The organism is Kitasatospora sp. NBC_01287, from assembly GCF_026340565.1.
Taxonomy (GTDB): domain Bacteria; phylum Actinomycetota; class Actinomycetes; order Streptomycetales; family Streptomycetaceae; genus Kitasatospora.
This window is the reverse complement of record NZ_JAPEPB010000001.1, coordinates 1,384,241-1,404,643: the sequence shown is the minus strand read 5'-3', so window position 1 is coordinate 1,404,643 and position 20,403 is coordinate 1,384,241. Positions and strand designations below refer to the sequence as shown.

The window sequence follows — 20,403 nt, the reverse complement described above, 5'->3', positions numbered from 1 at the left end:
CCAGAGACATGACCACCAACGAGGAGAAGCTCCGCGACTACCTCACCAAGGTCGCCGCCGAGCTGCACCAGACCCGCAAGCTGCTGCGCGAGGCGGAGGCCAAGGCGAAGGCGGCGGGGGCGGAGCACGAGCCGATCGCGATCGTGGGCATGGCCTGCCGGTTCCCCGGCGGCGCCGCGAGCCCGGAGGCGCTGTGGCGGCTGGTGACCGAGGAGCGCGATGTGGTCGGGCCGTTCCCGACCGACCGGGGCTGGGACCTGGAGCACCTCTACGACCCGGATCCCGACAAGCCCGGCCGGAGCTACGCCCGCGAGGGCGGCTTCCTCTACGACGCGGGCGACTTCGACGCGGAGTTCTTCGGCGTCTCGCCGCGTGAGGCGCTGGCCGCCGAGCCGCAGCAGCGGCTGCTGCTGGAGACCGCCTGGGAGGCGCTGGAGCACGCCGCGCTGGACCCGACCGCGCTGCGCGGCACCCGCACCGGCGTCTTCGCCGGGGTGATCGCCCAGGAGTACGGGCCGAGCATGCACCACCTGCCCGCCGAGGAGACCGACGGCTACGTGCTCACCGGCACCACCACCAGCGTCGCCTCCGGGCGGATCGCCTACACGCTGGGCCTGGAGGGCCCGGCCGTCACGGTGGATACCGCGTGCTCCTCCTCGCTGGTGGCGCTGCACCTGGCGGCGCAGGCGCTGCGTGCCGGGGAGTGCTCGCTCGCGCTGGCCGGCGGCGCCACCGTGCTGTCCGCGCCCGGCCTGTTCATCGAGTTCTCCCGGCAGCGCGGGCTGGCTCCCGACGGCCGCTGCAAGCCGTTCGCCGCGGCGGCCGACGGCACCGGCTGGGGCGAGGGCGCCGGCGTGCTGGTGCTGGAGAAGCTCTCCGAGGCGCAGCGCCTGGGGCACCGGGTGCTGGCCGTGCTGCGCGGCTCGGCGGTCAACCAGGACGGCCGCAGCAGCCAGCTCACCGCGCCCAGCGGCTCGGCGCAGCAGCGGGTGATCCGCCAGGCGCTGGCCGGCGCCGGGCTGCGCGCCGCCGACGTGGACGTGGTCGAGGCGCACGGCACCGGCACCCGGCTGGGTGACCCGATCGAGGCGCAGGCGTTGATCGCCACCTACGGTCGTGAGCACAGCGCCGAGTCGCCGCTCTGGCTGGGTTCGGTGAAGTCGAACATCGGGCACACCCAGGCGGCGGCCGGGGTGGCGGGTGTGATCAAGTCGGTGCTGGCGATCCGGAGCGGCGTGCTGCCCAGGACCCTGCACGTGGACGAGCCCTCCTCGCACGTGGACTGGTCGGACGGCACGGTACGGCTGCTGACGGAGCGTCAGGACTGGCCGGAGCTGGGGCGCCCGCGTCGGGCCGCCGTCTCGTCCTTCGGTGTCTCCGGCACCAACGCGCACGTGATCATCGAGCAGGCTCCAACCGCCGAGCCGGCCAAGGCCGCCCCGGCGCCCGAGATCGCCCCGGCGCCCGAGGCCGGGACCGCCCCCGAGGCCCAGGCGGCGGCGTTGGTGCCGCCGGTGCTCCCCTTCGTGCTCTCCGCCCGCACCCCGCAGGCGCTGCGCGACCGGGCCGGGCAGTTGGCCGGTCTGCTGGAGAGCGCCGATCCGACGGCGCTCGCGCACACCCTGGCCACCACCCGGGCCGCCCTGGAGGAGCGCGCGGTGCTGCTCGGCGCGCCCGCCGAGGGCCTGCGGGCCCTGGCGGCCGGGCGTGATCTGCCGGAACTGGTCCGGGGTCGGGCGCGGACGCCCGGCAAGGTGGTCTTCGTCTTCCCCGGCCAGGGCTCCCAGTGGCTCGGCATGGGCGCCGAACTGCTCGCCACCGAACCGGTGTTCGCGCAGGTCATCGAGCAGGCCGCCGCCGCGCTCGCCCCGCACACCGACTGGTCGCTGCTCGATGTGCTGCGCGGCGCGGACGGCACGCCCGACCCCGACCGGGTGGACGTGGTGCAACCGGCGCTCTGGGCCGTGCTGGTGGGCCTGGCCGAGCTGTGGCGCTCCTACGGCGTGCGGCCGGACGCGGTGGTCGGCCACAGCCAGGGCGAGGTGGCCGCCGCCTACGTGGCCGGCGCGCTCACGCTTGAGGACGCCGCCCGGATCGTCGCGCTGCGGGCCAAGGCGCTGGCCAGGATCTCGGGACTCGGCGGGATGCTCTCGGTGCCGCGCCCGCTGGCCGAGGTCGAGGCGCGGATCGCCGACCGCGCGCAACGGCTGTCGATCGGCGTGGTCAACGGCCCGTCCTCGACCGTGGTCTCGGGCGAGCTCGCCGCGCTGGCCGAACTCGCCGAGCAGTACGCGGCGGAGGGCGTGCGGACCCGTCCGGTCAACATCGACTACGCCTCCCACTCGGTGCAGACCGAGGCGCTGCGCGCCGAACTGGCCGAGCTGCTCGGCGGTGTCGCGCCGCGCGCCGGTCAGATCCCGCTGGTCTCCACGGTGACCGCCGACTGGCAGGACACCGCCGGGCTGGACGCCGACTACTGGTTCGCCAACCTGCGCCGCACCGTCCGCTTCGAGCAGGCCACCCGGCTGCTCGCGGCGGACGGCCACACGGTCTTCATCGAGGTCAGCCCGCACCCGGTGCTGACCGGCTCGATCGAGGACACCCTCGCGGACCTCGGGGCCGCCGACACGGTGGTCACCGGTTCGCTGCGCCGCGGTGAGGGCGGCCGCGAGCGGTTCCTGCGCTCGGTCGCCGAGTTGGCTGTGCGGGGCGTGGCCGTCGACTGGTCGCCGGCCTTCGCCGGGGCCCGACCCGAGCCGGTCGACCTGCCCAACTACCCGTTCCAGCACCAGCGCTACTGGCTGGCCGCGACCCGCTCGCCCGAGCGGCTGACCGCCGCGGGCGGCGCGCCGGACCAGGCGTTCTGGGAGCTGGTCGCCGGAGGGGACGCCGAGCGGCTGGCCGAGGCGATCGGCGTGGACGGCGAGCGCCTGACGCCGGTGCTGCCCGCGCTGGCCGGCTGGTGGGAGCGGCAGCGCGGTGAGCGGGCCGCCGACGGCTGGCGGCACCGGGTGGTCTGGCGTGCCGTCACCGCGCCCGCCGCGGGCCGGCTGACCGGCGACTGGCTGGTCGCCGTGCCCGAGGAGCAGCGCGAACACCCGTGGGTGCGCGGCCTGGTGAGCCGGCTGGCGGAGCAGGGGGCCACGCCGGTGCTGCTGGCGGCGGTGCCCGAGCGGGCGGCGCTGGCCGAACTCCTGCGCACGGCCGAGCCGTTCACGGGCATCGTGTCGCTGCTCGGCCTGGGCGCCGGCACGCTGCCGGGACAGGACGCCGTGCCGTGGGGCTACGGCGCGAACGTGGCCCTGGCCCAGGCGCTGGAGGACGCGGGGGCGCAGGCGCCGCTCTGGTACCTGAGTCGGGGCGCGGTCGCCACCGGCCCGTCGGACGAGGTGACCGACCCCGAGCAGGCACTCGTCTGGGGCTTCGGCGCGATCCTCGCGGTGGAGAGCCCCGGGCTCTGGGGCGGGTTGATCGACCTGCCGGACGGGGAGCTCGGCGAGCGCGACTGGCGGCAGGTGACGGCGCTGCTCGCGGACACCGGCGCCGAGCGGGAATCCGAGCTGGCGATCCGTCAGGCGGGCTCCTTCGCACGGCGGTTGATCAAGGCCGCGCCGGTCGCAGCAGATCGGGTGGGCTCGGCGGACCGGGTGGGCTCGGCGGACCGGGTGGGTCCGGCGGACCAGGTGGGATCGGCACAGCGGGAGGCCGAGGCCGTCACCGGCTGGCGCCCCACCGGCACCACCCTGATCACCGGCGGCACCGGTGCGCTCGGCGGCCACGTGGCCCGCTGGCTGGCGGCACGCGGCGCCGAGCACCTGCTGCTGGTCAGCCGCCGGGGCGCCGACGCCCCCGGGGCCGCCGCGCTGGCGGCCGAGTTGGCGGAGCTGGGGGCCGAGGTCGACTTCGCGGCGGCGGACGTCGCGGACCGCGCCGCGTTGGCGGCCGTGCTCGCCCGGATCCCCGCCGACCGGCCGCTGGGCGCGGTGGTGCACACCGCTGCCGCGCTGCACGACGGCCTGATCCCCACCCTCACCCCGCAGGCGCTCGACCTGGCGCTGCGGGCCAAGGCCGCAGCCGCACGCCTGCTGCACGAGCTGACGGCCGGGCTGGACCTGTCGGCCTTCGTGCTCTTCTCCTCGCTCGCGGGCCTGTGCGGCATCCCGGGCCAGGGCAACTACGCGCCCGGCAACGCCTATCTGGACGCCCTGGCGGCCCAGCGGCGCGCGGCGGGCCTGCCCGCCACCTCGATCGCCTGGGGCCACTGGGCCGGTGACGGCATCGCCGCCGCCGGGGCCGAGCAGCAGCTGCTGCGGCACGGCCTGGTCTCGCTGCCGCCCGAGCAGGCGGTCGCGGTGCTCGGCCAGGCGCTCGACCACGGTGAGAGTCACCTGGTGGTGGCCGACGCCGACTGGTCGGCGCTGGTCGCGGGCCGCCGCCACCCGCTGGTCGCCGAACTGCTGCCGCGCACCGGCGCCGAGTCGGCGGCCGACGCCGCCGGTGGCGAGGCGAGCCGGATCGAGCGGCTGGGCGAACTGGCCCCGGCCGAGCGCCGGCGCGGGCTGCTGGCAGTGGTGCGGGCCGAGGCCGCCGCCGTCCAGCGGCACCGCTCGCCCGAGGCGATCGACCCGGCGCGAGCCTTCGGCCAGCAGGGCTTCGACTCGCTCACCGCCGTGGAGTTCCGCAACCGGCTGGCGGCCGCCACCGGCCGCCGGCTGCCCGCGACCCTGGTCTTCGACCACCCGACCCCCACCGCGCTGACCGACTGGCTGGCGGAGGAGCTCTGGGGCGCCGAGCAGTTGGCACCGCCCACCGTGGCGCCGCTCGCCCAGGACCAGGAGCAGGAGCAGGACCCGATCGTCATCGTCGGCATGGCCTGCCGCTACCCCGGCGGCGTCGAGTCGCCCGAGGACCTCTGGCGGCTGGTCAGCGAAGGCGTGGACGCGCTCAGCGAGTTCCCCGCCGACCGGGGCTGGGACCTGGAGGCCCTGTACAGCCCGGACCCCGAGGTGCCCGGCACCTCCTACTCCCGCCACGGCGGATTCCTGGACGGCATCGCCGACTTCGACGCCGAGTTCTTCGGCATCCCGCCGCGCGAGGCGCCCGCCATCGACCCGCAGCAGCGGCTCCTGTTGGAGGCCACCTGGCGGGTCTTCGAGCGGGCGGGCATCGACGTGACCGCGCTGCGCGGCAGCCGGACCGGCGTCTTCGCGGGCATCTCGGGCCGGGACTACGCGGGTTCGGGCCAGCGGGTGCCCGAGGAGCTGGAGGCCTACCTCGGGATCGGCAACGCGGGCAGCGTGGCCTCGGGCCGGATCTCCTACACCTTCGGGTTCGAAGGTCCGGCGGTCACGGTGGACACCGCGTGCTCCTCCTCGCTGGTGGCGCTGCACCTGGCGGCGCAGGCGCTGCGTGCCGGGGAGTGCGACCTCGCGGTGGCCGGCGGCGTGCTGCTGATGTCCACGCCGACCACCTTCATCGAGTTCTCCAGGCAGCGCGCGATGTCCCCGGACGGGCGGTGCAAGGCCTTCGCGGCGGCGGCCGACGGCACGGGGTGGGCCGAGGGGGTGGGCCTGCTGCTGGTGGAGCGGCTCTCGGACGCGCGGCGCAACGGGCACGAGGTGCTGGCGGTGCTGCGCGGCTCGGCGGTGAACCAGGACGGCGCCTCCAACGGGCTGACCGCGCCGAGCGGCCCCGCTCAGCAGCGGGTGATCCGCCAGGCGCTGGCCGGAGCGGGCCTGCGCGCGGCGGAGGTCGACCTGCTGGAGGCGCACGGCACCGGCACCACGCTGGGCGACCCGATCGAGGCGCAGGCGTTGATCGCCACCTATGGTCGTGAGCACAGTGCCGAGTCGCCGCTCTGGCTGGGTTCGGTGAAGTCGAACATCGGGCACACCCAGGCGGCGGCCGGGGTGGCGGGTGTGATCAAGTCGGTGCTGGCACTGCGGCACGGCGTGCTGCCCAGGACCCTGCACGTGGACGAGCCCTCCCCGCACGTGGACTGGGCGGACGGTACGGTAAGTCTTCTGACGGAGCATCAGCCCTGGCCGGCGACCGATCGGCCGCGCCGCGCGGCCGTCTCGGCCTTCGGCGTCTCCGGCACCAACGCGCATGTGATCATCGAGCAGGCCCCGGACGCCGCGCCCGCCGAGGGCGCTCCCGAGAAGTCGCCCCTCGGCGCTCCCCAGGCTCCGCCGGTGCTGCCGTTCGTCTTCTCCGCGCGGACCGAGCCTGCGCTGCGCGCCCAGGCCGCCCAACTGGCCGACCTGCTGGAGAGCGCCGAACCGGCCGCCGTGGCGCGGGCCCTGGTGACCTCCCGCGCCACCCTGGAGGAGCGCGCCGTGCTGGTCGGCGACCTGGCCGGACTGCGGGCCTTCGCCGACGGCGGCGAGCCGCCCGCGCTGGTGCGCGGTTCGGCCGCGGTGGCGGGTCCGCTCGCGGTGCTCTTCGCCGGTCAGGGCAGCCAGCGGGTCGGCATGGGCCTGGAGTTGGCGGCGGCGTTCCCGGTCTTCGCGACCGCCTTCGACGAGGTGGCAGGTGAGTTGGGCCTCTCGCTGCGCGAGGTGATCGCTTCCGGTGACGGCCTGGACGAGACGGGTTGGACCCAGCCCGCCCTGTTCGCGCTGGAGGTGGCACTCTTCCGACTGGTCGAATCCTGGGGTGTGCGACCGGACTTCGTCGCCGGCCACTCGATCGGCGAGATCGCGGCGGCCCACGTGGCCGGTGTGCTCGCGCTGCCCGACGCGGCCCGGCTGGTGGGCGCCCGCGCCGCGCTGATGCAGGCGCTGCCCGCCGGTGGCGCGATGGTCTCGATCCGGGCGACCGAGGCGCGGGTGCGCGCGGCGCTCGTGGCGGGCGTCGACATCGCGGCGGTGAACGCGCCGCAGGCGGTGGTGGTCTCCGGCGATGAGAGCGCGGTGCTGGACCTGGCCGCGCGGTTCACCGCCGAGGGGGTACGGACCAAGCGCCTGACGGTCAGCCACCCCTTCCACTCGGCGGGGATGGACGGGATGCTGGAGGGGTTCCGCGAGGTCGTGCGGACGCTCTCGTTCCAGCCGCCGGCGATCCCGGTGGTCTCCGCGCTGACCGGCCGGCTCGCCACGGCCGCCGAACTGGCCGACCCGGAGCACTGGGTGCGCCAGGTCCGCGAGGCGGTCCGCTTCGCCGACGTGGTCGCGGAGCTGGACACCGCCGGGGCCACCGCCTTCCTGGAGCTGGGCCCCGACGGCACGCTGAGCGCGCTGGTCCAGCAGACGTTGGACGAGGCGGTCGCGGTGCCGGCACTGCGCCGCGACACGCCCGAGGCGGCCGCGGTGCTCGGCGCCCTGGCGCGGCTGCACGTGCGGGGCCACGCGGTCGACTGGCCGGCCCTGTTCGGCGGTGCGCGCCGGCCCGAGGTGGCGCTGCCCGGCTATCCGTTCCAGCGCCGCCGCTACTGGCTGGACCCCGCCGTCCGGGCGAACGACGCGGCCGGGCTCGGGCTGCAGGAGGTCGAGCACGCGCTGCTCGGCGCGGCCGTCGCCCTGCCGGACTCGGACGGCGTGCTGCTCACCGGCCGCCTCTCGCTCGCGGCGCACCCGTGGCTCGCCGACCATGTCGCGCTCGGCACGGTGCTGGCCCCCGGCGCGGCGCTGGTGGACCTCGCGGTCCGCGCCGGCGACGAGGTGGGCGCGGGCACGCTGGAGGAACTGGTGATCGAGGCGCCGCTGCCGCTGGTCGGGCAGCAGGCCCGGCAGTTGCAGGTCTCGGTCGGCGCGGCCGACCCGAGCGGCGCCCGCCCGGTGGCCATCCACTCGCGGACCGGTGCCGAGGGCGGCTGGCTGCGGCACGCCGGCGGCCTGCTCTCGACCGGGACGCCTGCCGGCACCTCCAGGGCTGCCGATGATGCCGACCTGTCCGCCTGGCCCCCCGCCGACGCGGAGCCGGTCGCGGTCGAGGAGGTCTACGCGACGCTGGCCACCGCCGGGTTGGAGTACGGGCCGGCCTTCCGCGGCCTGCGCGCGGTCTGGCGCAGCGGTGACACCTACTACGCCGAGGCCGCGCTGCCCGAGGAACTGCGCGCCGACGCGGGCCGGTTCGGCATCCATCCGGTGCTGCTCGACGCCGCCCTGCAACTGCCGGGCCTGCACGTGGGCGCGGCGGGCGGTAGCCAACTGCCCTTCTCCTACCGGGGGGTGACCCTGCACGCCGCCGGCGCGAGCGAGCTGCGCGTGCGGCTCACCGTCACCGGCCCCGACCGCTACCGCCTGCTGGCGGCCGACACCACCGGCCGACCGGTGGTCACCGTCGAGGCGCTGCGGACCCGTCCGGCCCAGGCCGGGCAGTTGGGCGCCGACCCGGGGCGGCACCGCGACTCGCTCTTCGCGGTGGAGTGGGTGCCGACCGAGCGGGCCGGGCAGGACGCCTCGGCCGAGTCCCGGGCGAGTGCCTGGCAGGCGCTGCGGATCGAGGCCGGCGGGGACCCGCGCGAGGTGCTGGCACGGACCCTCGCCTCGGTGCGGCAGCGGCTGGCGGACGAGGCGCGTCTGGTGGTCGTCACCCGCTCGGCGGTGGCGGTCGCGGACGGTGAGTCGCCCGATCTGGGGGCGGCCGGGGTGTGGGGGCTGCTGCGTTCGGCGCAGTCGGAGCACCCGGGGCGGATCGTGCTGCTGGATGCCGACGGTGATCCGTCGGACGATCAGGTGGCGGCCGCACTGGCCACCGGGGAGGAGCAGTTGGCTCTTCGCGGCGGCCGGGTGCTGACGCCGCGCCTGGTCCGCGTCGCCACCGCGCCCACGGCGGAGCCGGTCCGGTACGCCGGGGGCACGGTGTTGATCACCGGTGGTACGGGGGTGCTGGGTGCGCTGTTGGCCCGGCACTTGGTGGTCGAGCACGGGGTGCGGCGGTTGCTGTTGACCTCGCGTCGGGGTGAGGGGGCTCCGGGTGCGGTGGAACTGCGTGCGGAGCTGGTGGAGTTGGGTGCGGTCGAGGTGCGGATCGCCGCGGTGGACGTGGCCGAGCGGGCGGCGCTGGCCGAGTTGCTCGGCTCGGTTGCGGCCGAGCATCCGCTGACTGCCGTGGTGCACACGGCGGGTGTGGTGGACGACGGGGTGCTCGACTCGCTGACGCCCGAGCGCCTGGCGACCGTCTGGGGTCCCAAGGCGGACGGCGCGTGGCACCTGCACGAGCTGACCAAGGACCAGCCGCTCACCGCCTTCGTCCTCTACTCCTCGGTCGCCGGGGTGCTCGGCTCGCCCGGGCAGGGCAGTTACGCGGCGGCCAACAGCTACCTCGACGCGCTCGCCGCGCACCGCCGCGCCGCCGGCCTGCCCGCGCAGTCGCTCGCCTGGGGCCAGTGGGCCGAGGCCAGCGGGATCACCGGCCACCTGAGCGCGGCCGACCACGCCCGCCTGGCCCGGCTGGGCATCCGGCCGCTGGACTCGGCCGAGGGGCTGGAGCTCTTCGACCTCGCCGGCGCCCTGACCGACCGGGCCGCGCTGGTGCCCTCCCCGCTCGCGCTCGCCACCCTGCGCGAGCGCGGCGAGCGTGGTGGTCAACTGCCGGGCCTGCTGCGCTTTTTGGTGCGGCCGACCCGGCGCGCGGCCACGGCCGGCGCCACCAGCGCCACCAGTGCGGCCGCCGACCCGCTGGCGGCGCGGCTGGCCGCACTGCCCGGCGAGGGCGAGCGCCGCGCCGCGCTGCTGGAGCTGGTCCGCGCCGAGGTCGCCGCCGTGCTCGGCACCGACCCGAGCGGCATCGGCGCCCAGCGCGCCTTCACCGGCCTGGGCGTGGACTCGCTCACCGCCGTCGAACTGCGCAACCGGGTCGCCGCCGCCACCGGCTTGCGGCTCTCCGCGACGTTGGTCTTCGACCACCCGAGCCCGGCGGCGCTGGCCGACCACCTGGCCGCCGAGCTCCTCGGCGGTGCGGTGGAGCCGGCCCCGGCGGCGCCGGTCGCCGCCCGCGCGGTGGACGAGCCGATCGCCATCGTCGGCATGGCCTGCCGCCTGCCGGGTGGGGTCGCCACCCCGGACGACCTGTGGCGCCTGGTCGCCGAAGGCCGCGACGCGATAGGCGAGTTCCCCACCGACCGGGGCTGGGACCTGGACGCGCTCTACAGCGCGGACCCCGACGTCCCCGGCACCTCGTACACCCGGCACGGCGGATTCCTGGAGCGGGCGGCCGACTTCGACGCGGAGTTCTTCAACGTCTCGCCGCGCGAGGCGCTGGCCACCGACCCGCAGCAGCGGCTGCTCCTGGAGACCGGTTGGGAGGCGCTGGAGAGTGCCGGGATCGACCCGACCGCGCTGCGCGGCAGCCGGACCGGCGTCTTCGCGGGGGTGATGTACCACGACTACGCGCCCCGGGTGCGCGAGGTGCCGGCCGAGTTGGAGGGCTGGCTGGGCAACGGCACGGCGGGCAGCGTGGCCTCGGGCCGGATCTCCTACACCTTCGGCTTCGAGGGCCCGGCCGTGACCGTGGACACCGCGTGCTCCTCCTCGCTGGTGGCGCTGCACCTGGCGGCCCAGTCGCTGCGGGCGGGCGAGTGCGACCTCGCGCTCGCCGGGGGCGTGGCGGTGATGTCCACGCCGACCACCTTCGTGGAGTTCTCCCGGCAGAAGGCGCTCTCCGCCGACGGCCGCTGCAAGGCCTACGCGGGCGGTGCGGACGGCACCGGTTGGGGCGAGGGGGTGGGACTGCTGCTGGTCGAGCGGCTCTCCGACGCGCGGCGCAACGGCCACCGGGTGCTGGCCGTGGTGCGCGGCACGGCGGTGAACCAGGACGGCGCCTCCAACGGGCTGACCGCGCCCAGCGGCCCGGCCCAGCAGCGGGTGATCCGTCAGGCGCTGGCCAACGCCGGCCTGTCCCCTGCCGAGGTGGACGCCGTGGAGGGCCACGGCACCGGGACCACCCTGGGCGACCCGATCGAGGCGCAGGCGCTGCTGGCCACCTACGGCCAGGACCGCGCCGGGGCCGAGCCGCTGCAACTCGGCTCGCTGAAGTCGAACATCGGCCACACCCAGGCCGCCGCCGGCGCCGCCGGGGTGATCAAGATGGTGCAGGCGATCCGGCACGGAGTGCTGCCGCAGACCCTGCACGTGGACGAGCCGTCCCCGTACGTGGACTGGACGGCCGGTGAGGTCAGCCTGCTGACCGAGCGGCGCGCCTGGCCGAGCACGGGACGCCCGCGCCGCGCGGGGATCTCCTCCTTCGGGGTCTCCGGCACCAACGCGCACGTGATCATCGAGCAGGCACCGGAGTTGACGGATCGTCAGAAGAGCGAGGGCGGCAAGGGTGGCGACGAGGCGCCCACCGCGCTGCCGTTCCTGCTCTCCGCCCGCACCCCGCAGGCGCTGCGCGAGCAGGCGGCCCGGGTGGCGGAGCTGGCGGCGACGGGGGCGGAGCCGGTCGAGCTGGCCCACGCCCTGCTCACCACCCGTGCGGTGCTGGACGAGCGGGCCGTGGTGGTCGGCGACCTGAGCGCGCTGCGCGCGCTGGCCGACGGCGACTCCGCCGGTGCGCTGGTGCGCGGGCGGGCCGAGCAGGTCGGCAGGACGGTCTTCGTCTTCCCCGGCCAGGGCTCGCAGTGGGTCGCGATGGCCCGCGAACTGCTCGACACCGCACCGGTGTTCGCCGATCGGATCGCCGAGTGCGCCGCCGCCCTGGCGCCGCACACCGACTTCTCGCTGCTCGACGTGCTGCGCGGCGCGGAGGGCGCGCCCGGCCTTGACCGGGTGGACGTGGTGCAGCCGGTGCTCTGGGCCGTGATGGTCTCGCTGGCGGAACTGTGGGGCTCCTACGGGGTGCGCCCGGACGCGGTGGTCGGGCACAGCCAGGGCGAGATCGCCGCCGCCTGCGTGGCGGGCGGCCTGTCGCTGGCCGACGGCGCGCGGGTGGTCGCGCTGCGCAGCCGGGCGATCCTGGCGCTCTCCGGCCAGGGCGGCATGGCGTCGGTGGCGCTGCCCGCCGTCGAGGTCGAGGAGCGGCTGGCCCGGTGGGACGGGCGGCTCTCGCTGGCCGTGGTCAACGGCCCCTCGGCGGTCGTGGTGGCCGGCGAGCCGGCCGCGCTGGCCGAGCTGGTGGCCGAGTACGTGGAGCAGGGCGAGCGGGCCCGGCTGATCCCGGTCGACTACGCCTCGCACTCCGCCCAGGTCGACACCCTGCGGGCCGAGTTGCTGGAGCTGCTCGCCCCGGTCCGGCCGCGCGAGGGAAGCATCCCGATGCTCTCCACGGTGACGGCCGACTGGATCGACACCACCGAGCTGGACGCCGCCTACTGGGTCGGCAACCTGCGCGAGACGGTCCGCTTCGAGCAGGCCACCCGCGAGCTGGCCGAGCAGGGCTACACGGTCTTCGTCGAGGTCAGCCCGCACGCGGTGCTCACCGTGCCGCTCCAGGAGACGCTGGCCCAGCTGGGCACGGTCGGGGGCGGGGTGGTGGCCGGCACGCTGCGGCGCGACCACGGCGGGCTGGAGCGGTTCCTGCTCTCCGCCGCCGAGTTGGCGGTGCGCGGGGTCGAGGTGGACTTCTCGGCCGCGTTCGGCGGGGCCCGCCCGCGCCGGATCGAGCTGCCCACCTACCCGTTCCAGCGCCAGCGCTACTGGTTGGACGCCACGGTCACCAACAGCACGGTGACCGCCGTGCTGGCCCAGGCGGCGGTGGCGGAGGCGGCCCCGCTCTGGCGGGAGCGGCTGGACCGCCTCGCCGACCAGGGCGAACGCGACGCCCTGCTGGTGGAGTTGGTCCGACGCGAGGCAGCCGCGGTGCTCGGCCACAGCGGCACCGCGGGCATCGCGGGTGACCGGGCCTTCCGTGACCTCGGGCTCAGCTCGCTGACCGCCGTCGAGCTGCGCGGCCGGATCGCGGCCGCCACCGGCCTCGACCTGCCCGCCACGCTGGTATTCGACCACCCGACCGCCCTCGACCTGGCCGCCTACCTGGCCACCGAGCTGCCGATCGGCGGAGCCCAGCAGGCCGGTCCGGCCGACGCCCTGAGCTCGCTGGCCGCGCTGGAACGCGCGCTGGCGGCGCCCGCGTCCGACGACCTGGACCGCCTCGCGGTGCTGAGCCGGCTGCGCGAGCTGGTGGACCGCTGGGACCTGGGCGCCCTCCCGCCGCTGGACGAGGACGAGTTGGACCTGGAGACGGCCACCGACGAGGAGCTGTTCGAGCTGATGGACCGCAACTCCGATGTCTCCTGACGCGCCACCGACGCACCCCCCAGCACCAGCGGACGCGGTGCCGGCCGGCGCAGCACCAGCACTTCAGACCGTGATCCGAGAGGCACCCATGTCGAACGACCAGAAGCTCCGCGAATACCTCAAGCGCGCGCTGGCCGACGCGGCCAAGGCGAAGAAGCGCCTCCAGGAGGTGGAGACGGCCCGGCGCGAGCCGATCGCCATCGTCGGCATGGCCTGCCGGCTGCCCGGCGGGATCGGTTCGCCCGAGCAGCTCTGGCAGGCGGTGCTGGACGGCACGGACGCGATCACCGAGTTCCCCGCCGACCGGGGCTGGGACCTGGAGGCGCTCTATGACCCGGACCCGGAGCGGATCGGCACCTCCTACACCCGGCACGGCGGATTCCTCGACACCACAACCGACTTCGACGCGGAGTTCTTCGGCATCTCGCCGCGCGAGGCGCTGGCGACCGACCCGCAGCACCGGTTGCTCCTGGAGACGGCCTGGGAGGCCTTCGAGCGGGCGGGCATCGACGTGACCGGGCTGCGCGGCAGCCGGACCGCCGTCTTCGCGGGGATCGCCGGGGGCGACTACACCCCGCGCGCCCACGAGGCGCCGGGGGAGCTGGAGGGCTTCCTCGGCATCGGCGGGCTGGACAGCGTGGCCTCGGGCCGGATCTCCTACACCTTCGGCTTCGAGGGCCCGGCGGTCACGGTGGACACCGCCTGCTCCTCCTCGCTGGTGGCGCTGCACCTGGCGGCGCAGGCGCTGCGCTCCGGGGAGTGCGACCTCGCGCTGGCCGGCGGGGTGAGTGTGATGGCGACGCCCCAGGGGTTCGTGGAGTTCGCCCGGCAGCGTGGCCTCTCCCCGGACGGGCGGTGCAAGGCCTTCGGCGCCGAGGCGGACGGCACGGGGTGGGCCGAGGGCGTGGGGCTGCTGCTGGTGGAACGACTCTCGGACGCGCGGCGCAACGGGCACGAGGTGCTCGCGGTGCTGCGCGGCTCGGCGGTGAACCAGGACGGCGCCTCCAACGGGCTGACCGCGCCGAGCGGCCCCGCTCAGCAGCGGGTGATCCGCCAGGCGCTGGCCGGCGCCCGGCTGGCCGCCGCCGACGTGCAGGCGGTGGAGGCGCACGGCACCGGCACCTCGCTGGGCGACCCGATCGAGGCGCAGGCGCTGCTGGCCACCTACGGGCAGGACCGGGGCGGGGCCGAGCCGCTGCTTCTGGGGTCGCTGAAGTCCAACATCGGCCACACCCAGGCCGCGGCCGGGGTGGCGGGCGTGATCAAGATGGTGCAGGCGATCCGGCACGGGGTCCTGCCGCGCACCCTGCACGCCGAGCAGCCGACCCCCTACGTGGACTGGTCGGCCGGGGCGGTCCAGTTGCTGACGGAGCGTCAAGACTGGCCCGAGGTGGCGGGGCCGCGCCGGGCGGGGGTCTCCGCCTTCGGGGCCAGCGGCACCAACGCCCACGTCATCATCGAGCAGGCGCCGACGCCGGAGCAGCCCGCCGAGCTGCCGGACGGGGAACTCCCGGGCGCCGATGTTGATGACGATGGCGACGCCGACGCCGCTCCCGTCGTGACCGGGCGAGCGCTGCCGGTGCTGCCGCTGGTCTTCTCGGCCCGCTCCCCACAGGCCCTGCGGGCCCAGGCCGGTCAACTGGCCGAGCTGCTCGCGGACACGGGCGCGCAGACGGGCACGGGCACGGGCACGGGCAAGCCCCCGGCCGCCGACCCGGCGCGGGTGGCGCACGCCCTGGTGACCACCCGCGCCCTGCTGGACGAGCGCGCCGTGGTGGTCGGCGCCGACCGGGCCGCGCTGCTGGCCGGCCTGGCCGAGGTCGCCGCCGGGCGCGGCACGACCGGCTCGGCCGAGCAGGGCGGCCCGCTGGCGGTGCTCTTCGCGGGCCAGGGCAGCCAGCGGATCGGGATGGGCCTGGAGTTGGCGGCCGCGTACCCGGTCTTCGCGGCCGTCTTCGACACGGTGGCCACCGAGTTCGGCCTGCCGCTGCGCGAGGTGATCGCCTCGGGCGCGGAGCTGGACGAGACGGGCTGGACCCAGCCGGCCCTGTTCGCGGTGGAGGTGGCGCTCTACCGCCTCTTCGAATCCTGGGGCGTGCGGCCCGACTTCGTGGCGGGACACTCGATCGGCGAGGTCGCGGCGGCGCACGTGGCCGGGGTGCTCTCGCTGGCGGACGCGGTGCGCCTGGTGGGCGCGCGGGCCTGGCTGATGCAGGCTCTGCCCAGGGGTGGCGCGATGGTCGCGGTGCGGGCGGCGGAGCAGGAGGTCCGGTCGGCGCTGATCGCCGGGGTCGACATCGCGGCGGTCAACGGGCCGCAGGCGGTGGTGATCTCCGGTGACGAGACCGAAGTGCTCAAGCTGGCCGACGAGTTCGCCGGAAGCGGGGTGCGGACCAAGCGCCTGACGGTCAGTCACGCTTTCCACTCCGCCCAGATGGACGGGATGCTGGCCCAGTACCGGGAGACCGTCCGGGGCCTCTCCTTCCAGCCGCCGGTGATCCCGCTGGTCTCCACCGTCACCGGCCGCCTGGCCACCGCCGAGGAGCTGGCCGATCCGGAGTACTGGGTGCGCCAGGTCCGCGAGGCCGTGCGCTTCGCCGACGCCGTCACGGCGCTGGACGCCGCCGGGGCGGCCGGCTACCTGGAGCTGGGCCCCGACGGCGCGCTCAGCGCGCTGGTGCAGCAGGTGCTCGACGAGGCGATCGCGGTGCCCGCGCTGCGCCGGGACACGCCCGAGGCGCTCGCGGCGGTCGGCGCGCTCGGGCGGCTGCACAGCCACGGCCACCCGGTCACCTGGACCGGACTGTTCGGCCCCGGCCCCGCCGCGCGCACCGCGCTGCCCACCTACCCGTTCCAGCGCCGCCGCTACTGGCTGGACCCGGTGCCCCGCACCGTGGACGCGGGCGGCCTGGGCCTGGGCGCGGTGGACCACCCGCTGGTCGGCGCGGTCGTCGGCCTGCCCGACACCGACGCGGTGGTGCTCACCGGCAGCCTGGCGCTGCGCAGCCACCCGTGGCTGGCCGACCACGCCGTGCAGGGCACCGTGATCGTGCCCGGCACCGCGCTGGTGGAGCTGGCGATCCGGGCGGGCGACGAGGTGGGCGCGAGCACCCTGGACGAACTGGTCATCGAGGCGCCGCTGCTGCTGCCCGAGCGGGGCGCCGTGCAGCTGCGGGTCACCGTCGGCGAGCCGGACGGCGGCGCGAACGGCGGCGCGGGCACCGGCGCGAACGGCGGCGCGAACGGCGGTGCGGGGCAGGCAGGTGCGACCGGCACCGGCCTGCGGACGGTCGCCATCCACTCGCGCGCGGCGGGGGAGCGCGAATGGATCCGCCACGCGTCCGGATTCCTGACGGACCATCAGCAAGGCTCCACCGCCGACCTTGCGGCCTGGCCACCGGCCGGGGCGCGGCCGCTCGACATCGAGCGGATCTATCCCGAGCTGGCGGCGGCCGGGCTCGCCTACGGCCCCGCCTTCCGGGGTGTGCGGGCCGCCTGGCGCGCCGGGGACACCTTCTACGCCGAGGTGGCGCTGCCCGAGGAGCGGCGCGCGGAGGCGGCCAGGTTCGGCCTGCACCCCGCGCTGCTGGACGCCGCCGTGCACCTCACCGCCCACGACAGCCTGGCGGGCACGCCCGAGGGCGCGAGTCGGCTGCCGTTCGCCTACCGCGGCGTGCGGCTGCACGCGAGCGGTGCCACCGCGCTGCGGGTCGAGCTGCGCTACACCGAGCCCGAGGCGATCTCGGTCGCCGTGGCCGACGAGACCGGCGCGCCGGTCGCCTCGATCGCCGCCCTGCACGCGCGCCTGGTGACGGCGGAGCAACTCGCCGCCGGGGCACGGGCCGAGCGGGACGCGCTCTTCGCGCTCAGCTGGGTCGCGGCCGGGCCGGCCACGGCGGAGCCGACCGAGGCCTGGTCGGTGCTGCGGCTCGACACGCGGTCGGAGCCGCAGGCCGCGGTCGCCCATGCCCTGGAGGCGGTGCGGCAGCGGCTGGCGGACGAGGCGCGTCTGGTGGTCGTCACCCGCTCGGCGGTGGCGGTCGCGGACGGTGAGTCGCCCGATCTGGGGGCGGCCGGGGTCTGGGGGCTGCTGCGTTCGGCGCAGTCGGAGCACCCGGGGCGGATCGTGCTGCTGGATGCCGACGGTGATCCGTCGGACGATCAGGTGGCCGCCGCGCTGGCCACGGGGGAGGAGCAACTCGCGCTGCGCTCGGGCGAGCTGCTGGTACCGCGCCTGGTGCGCGCGGCCGGTGGGCCGGCTGGTGGGCCGGTCGGCGGTCAGGTCGGCGGTCAGGTCGGCGAGCCGGTCTGGGATGCCGGGGGCACGGTGTTGATCACCGGTGGTACGGGGGTGCTGGGTGCGCTGTTGGCCCGGCACTTGGTGGTCGAGCACGGGGTGCGGCGGTTGCTGTTGACCTCGCGTCGGGGTGAGGGGGCTCCGGGTGCGGTGGAACTGCGTGCGGAGCTGGTGGAGTTGGGTGCGGTCGAGGTGCGGATCGCCGCGGTGGACGTGGCCGAGCGGGCGGCGCTGGCCGAGTTGCTCGGCTCGGTTGCGGCCGAGCATCCGCTGACTGCCGTGGTGCACACGGCGGGTGTGGTGGACGACGGGGTGCTCGACTCGCTGACGCCCGAGCGCCTGGCCACCGTCTGGGGTCCCAAGGCGGACGGCGCGTGGCACCTGCACGAGCTGACCAAGGACCAGCCGCTCACCGCGTTCCTGCTCTACTCCTCTGTCGCCGCGCTCTTCGGCGGCCCGGGCCAGGGCAGTTACGCGGCGGCCAACAGCTACCTCGACGCGCTCGCCGCGCACCGCCGCGCCGCCGGCCTGCCCGCGCAGTCGCTCGCCTGGGGTCCGTGGGCGCGGGTCAGCGGGGTGTCCGCGCACCTCACCGAGGCGGACCAGCGCCGAGCCGCGCGGGCCGGGCTGCGCGCGATCGCCGACCAGCAGGGCCGGCAACTGCTGGACGCGGCGGTCGGCAACGGCGCCGCCTACCTCGTCCCCGCGCCCTTCGACCTCGCCGCGCTGCGCGGTGGTCCGGTGCCCGCGCTGCTGCGCGACCTGCTGCCCGCACCCCGGCGCACGGCCCGCGCGGCGGCCGCCGAAGGACCTGCCGTGCTGCCCCGGCTGCTGGCGCTGGTGGGCGCGGAGCGGGAGGCGGCGGTGCTGGAGCTGATCCGGGCCGAGACCGCCGCGGTGCTGGGCACCGACCTGGCGGCGATCGGCGCGGCGCGCCCGTTCAACGACCTCGGCCTGGACTCGCTGACCGCCGTCGAGCTGCGCAACCGGCTGACCGGTGTCACCGGCCTGCGGCTGCCGCCCACGGTGACCTTCGACCAGCCGAACCCGCAGGCCCTCGCCGCCCATCTGACCGCGTTGCTGGCCGATCGGACCGCCCCGGGCGCGGCAGGTGCTGCCGGCGCGGCCGGTGGAGCCGCCGGTGCCGGCCCCGGCGCCCCGGCGCCCGCGCCCGAGGAGCCGCTGGCCGGCCTCTACCGCCGGTTCGCCGCGCGGGGCAGCTTCATCGAGGCCTCCGAGCTGATCGCGGTCGCCTCCCACCTGCGCGGCCGCTTCACCGCCGCCGAGAGCCGCGTGCGGGCGCCCGCGCCGATCCGACTGGCCGAGGGCGACGGCGAGTTGGCGATCGTCTGCTTCCCCGCGCTGAGCGCGATCTCGGGCCCGCACGAGTACGCGCGGTTCGGCCACGCCTTCCAGGGCGAACGGGACGTCTTCGTGCTGCCCTCGCCCGGCTGGGCCGCCGAGGACCCGCTGCCGGACAGCCTGGACACCTTCCTGGCCATGCACACCGAGTCGGTGCGCGAACTGCTGGGCGATCGCCCGTTCGTGGTGGTCGGCCGCTCGATGGGCGGCGCGCTCGCGCAGGCGGTCACCGACCGGCTGGAGCAGGCCGGGCACGCGGTGGCCGGCCTCGCCCTGGTGGACGCCTATCCGGTGGACAGCGCGGTCCGCGAGGGCATGCGCGACTGGTGGATGACCGCGATGCTCGGCGGGATGATCGACCGGATCGAGAAGTACGACATGGTCTGGAGCGACGCCAGCCTCACCGCGATGGGCGCCTACAACACCCACTTCGCCGCCTGGCAGCCCACCCCCGTGCGCGCGCCCATCCTCGCGCTGCGCGCCGACACCCCGCTGCGCGGCACGGTGATCGACCCGACGGGGCAGGCCGACTGGCGCGCCTACTGGCCGGTGCCGCACCAGGCGCAGGACATCCAGGGCGATCACTTCACCGTGCTGGAGGAGCACGCGCCGAGTACCGCGGCGGCCCTCCGGCGCTGGATCACCGACATCGAGACCAAGGAGCAGCGATGACCCACCCGCAGCACCCCGCCACCCCGGCCGGACACCCGGCCCCGGCCCCGGCCCCGGCCACGCACTCGGCCTCGACCGCACCCTCGGCCCCGGCCGCACCCGTCGCCCTGGTGACCGGAGCCGCCTCCGGCATCGGCGCGGCCACGGCCCGCCTCTTCGCGGAGCGCGGCCACCGCGTGGTGGCGCTCGACCTGGACCCGCGCGGGCTGAAGGAGCTCGCCGACCTGCCGAACGTGCTCACGCTGGTGGGTGACGTCTCCACCGAGCGGAGCAACGCCGAGGCGGTCGCGCTGGCGGTGGAGCGGTTCGGCCGGTTGGACGCGGTGGTGCTCAACGCCGGGATCGGCGGCGCGGGCCCGCTGGAGTCGCCGGGCGCGATCGAGCGCTTCGACCGGCTCTTCGCGGTCAACGTGCGCGGTGTCGCCCTCGGCATCCGCGCCGCCGTGCCGGCCCTGCGGGCCGCCGGCGGTGGCGCGATCGTGGCCACCTCCTCGGTCTCCGGCCTGCGCGGGGACCCCGGCACCTGGGGCTACAACGCCACCAAGGCGGCGGTGATCAACCTGGTCCGCGGCGCCGCGATCGACTACGCCGCCCAGGGCATCCGGATCAACGCCATCGCGCCCGGCGGCACCGCCACCGGCATGACGGCCGGTCAGGTCGCCGACCCCGAGTTCTCCCACTTCATCACCAGCCGGATCCCCGCCCAGCGTTGGGCCGACGCGCGGGAGCAGGCGGAGGTGATCTGGTTCCTGACCTCCCCGGCCGCCTCCTACGTGACCGGGGTGACGGTGCCGGTGGACGGGGGGCTGACCGCCAACGGCGGCATCCTGCTCCCGCCGCAGGCGCACTGAACCGCGGGCGCACTGAGCCGTGAACCCGCAGGCGCACTGAACC

Annotated in this window: 3 protein-coding genes; all 3 read left to right on the top strand. The window is 76.2% G+C overall.

The genetic code is table 11. The annotated features are described in order from the left end of the window. Positions 1-8 precede the first annotated feature (8 nt). The 3 genes from OG455_RS05635 to OG455_RS05625 all read left to right on the top strand — a co-directional run bounded on the left by OG455_RS05635 (position 9) and on the right by OG455_RS05625 (position 20,360). On the top strand, positions 9-13,178 hold the full coding sequence (locus tag OG455_RS05635; RefSeq protein ID WP_266290826.1) for a type I polyketide synthase: 13,170 nt from the start codon (positions 9-11) through the stop codon (positions 13,176-13,178). Positions 13,179-13,266: 88 nt separating this feature from the next. Continuing rightward, a complete protein-coding gene (locus OG455_RS05630) occupies positions 13,267-19,509 on the top strand; it encodes a type I polyketide synthase (RefSeq protein ID WP_266290824.1) in 6,243 nt (2,080 codons plus the stop codon). Next, on the top strand, positions 19,506-20,360 hold the full coding sequence (locus OG455_RS05625; RefSeq protein WP_266290822.1) for an SDR family NAD(P)-dependent oxidoreductase: 855 nt from the start codon (positions 19,506-19,508) through the stop codon (positions 20,358-20,360). Before OG455_RS05630 ends, OG455_RS05625 begins: the two co-directional genes overlap by 4 nt. Positions 20,361-20,403: the final 43 nt, after the last annotated feature.

What these genes read in the sequence shown, in the direction of transcription:
- OG455_RS05635 (WP_266290826.1), top strand. Translation starts at nt 9, where the DNA reads ATGACCACCAACGAGGAGAAGCTCCGCGACTACCTCACCAAGGTCGCC.
- OG455_RS05625 (WP_266290822.1), top strand. Translation starts at nt 19,506, where the DNA reads ATGACCCACCCGCAGCACCCCGCCACCCCGGCCGGACACCCGGCCCCG.
- OG455_RS05630 (WP_266290824.1), top strand. Translation starts at nt 13,267, where the DNA reads ATGTCGAACGACCAGAAGCTCCGCGAATACCTCAAGCGCGCGCTGGCC.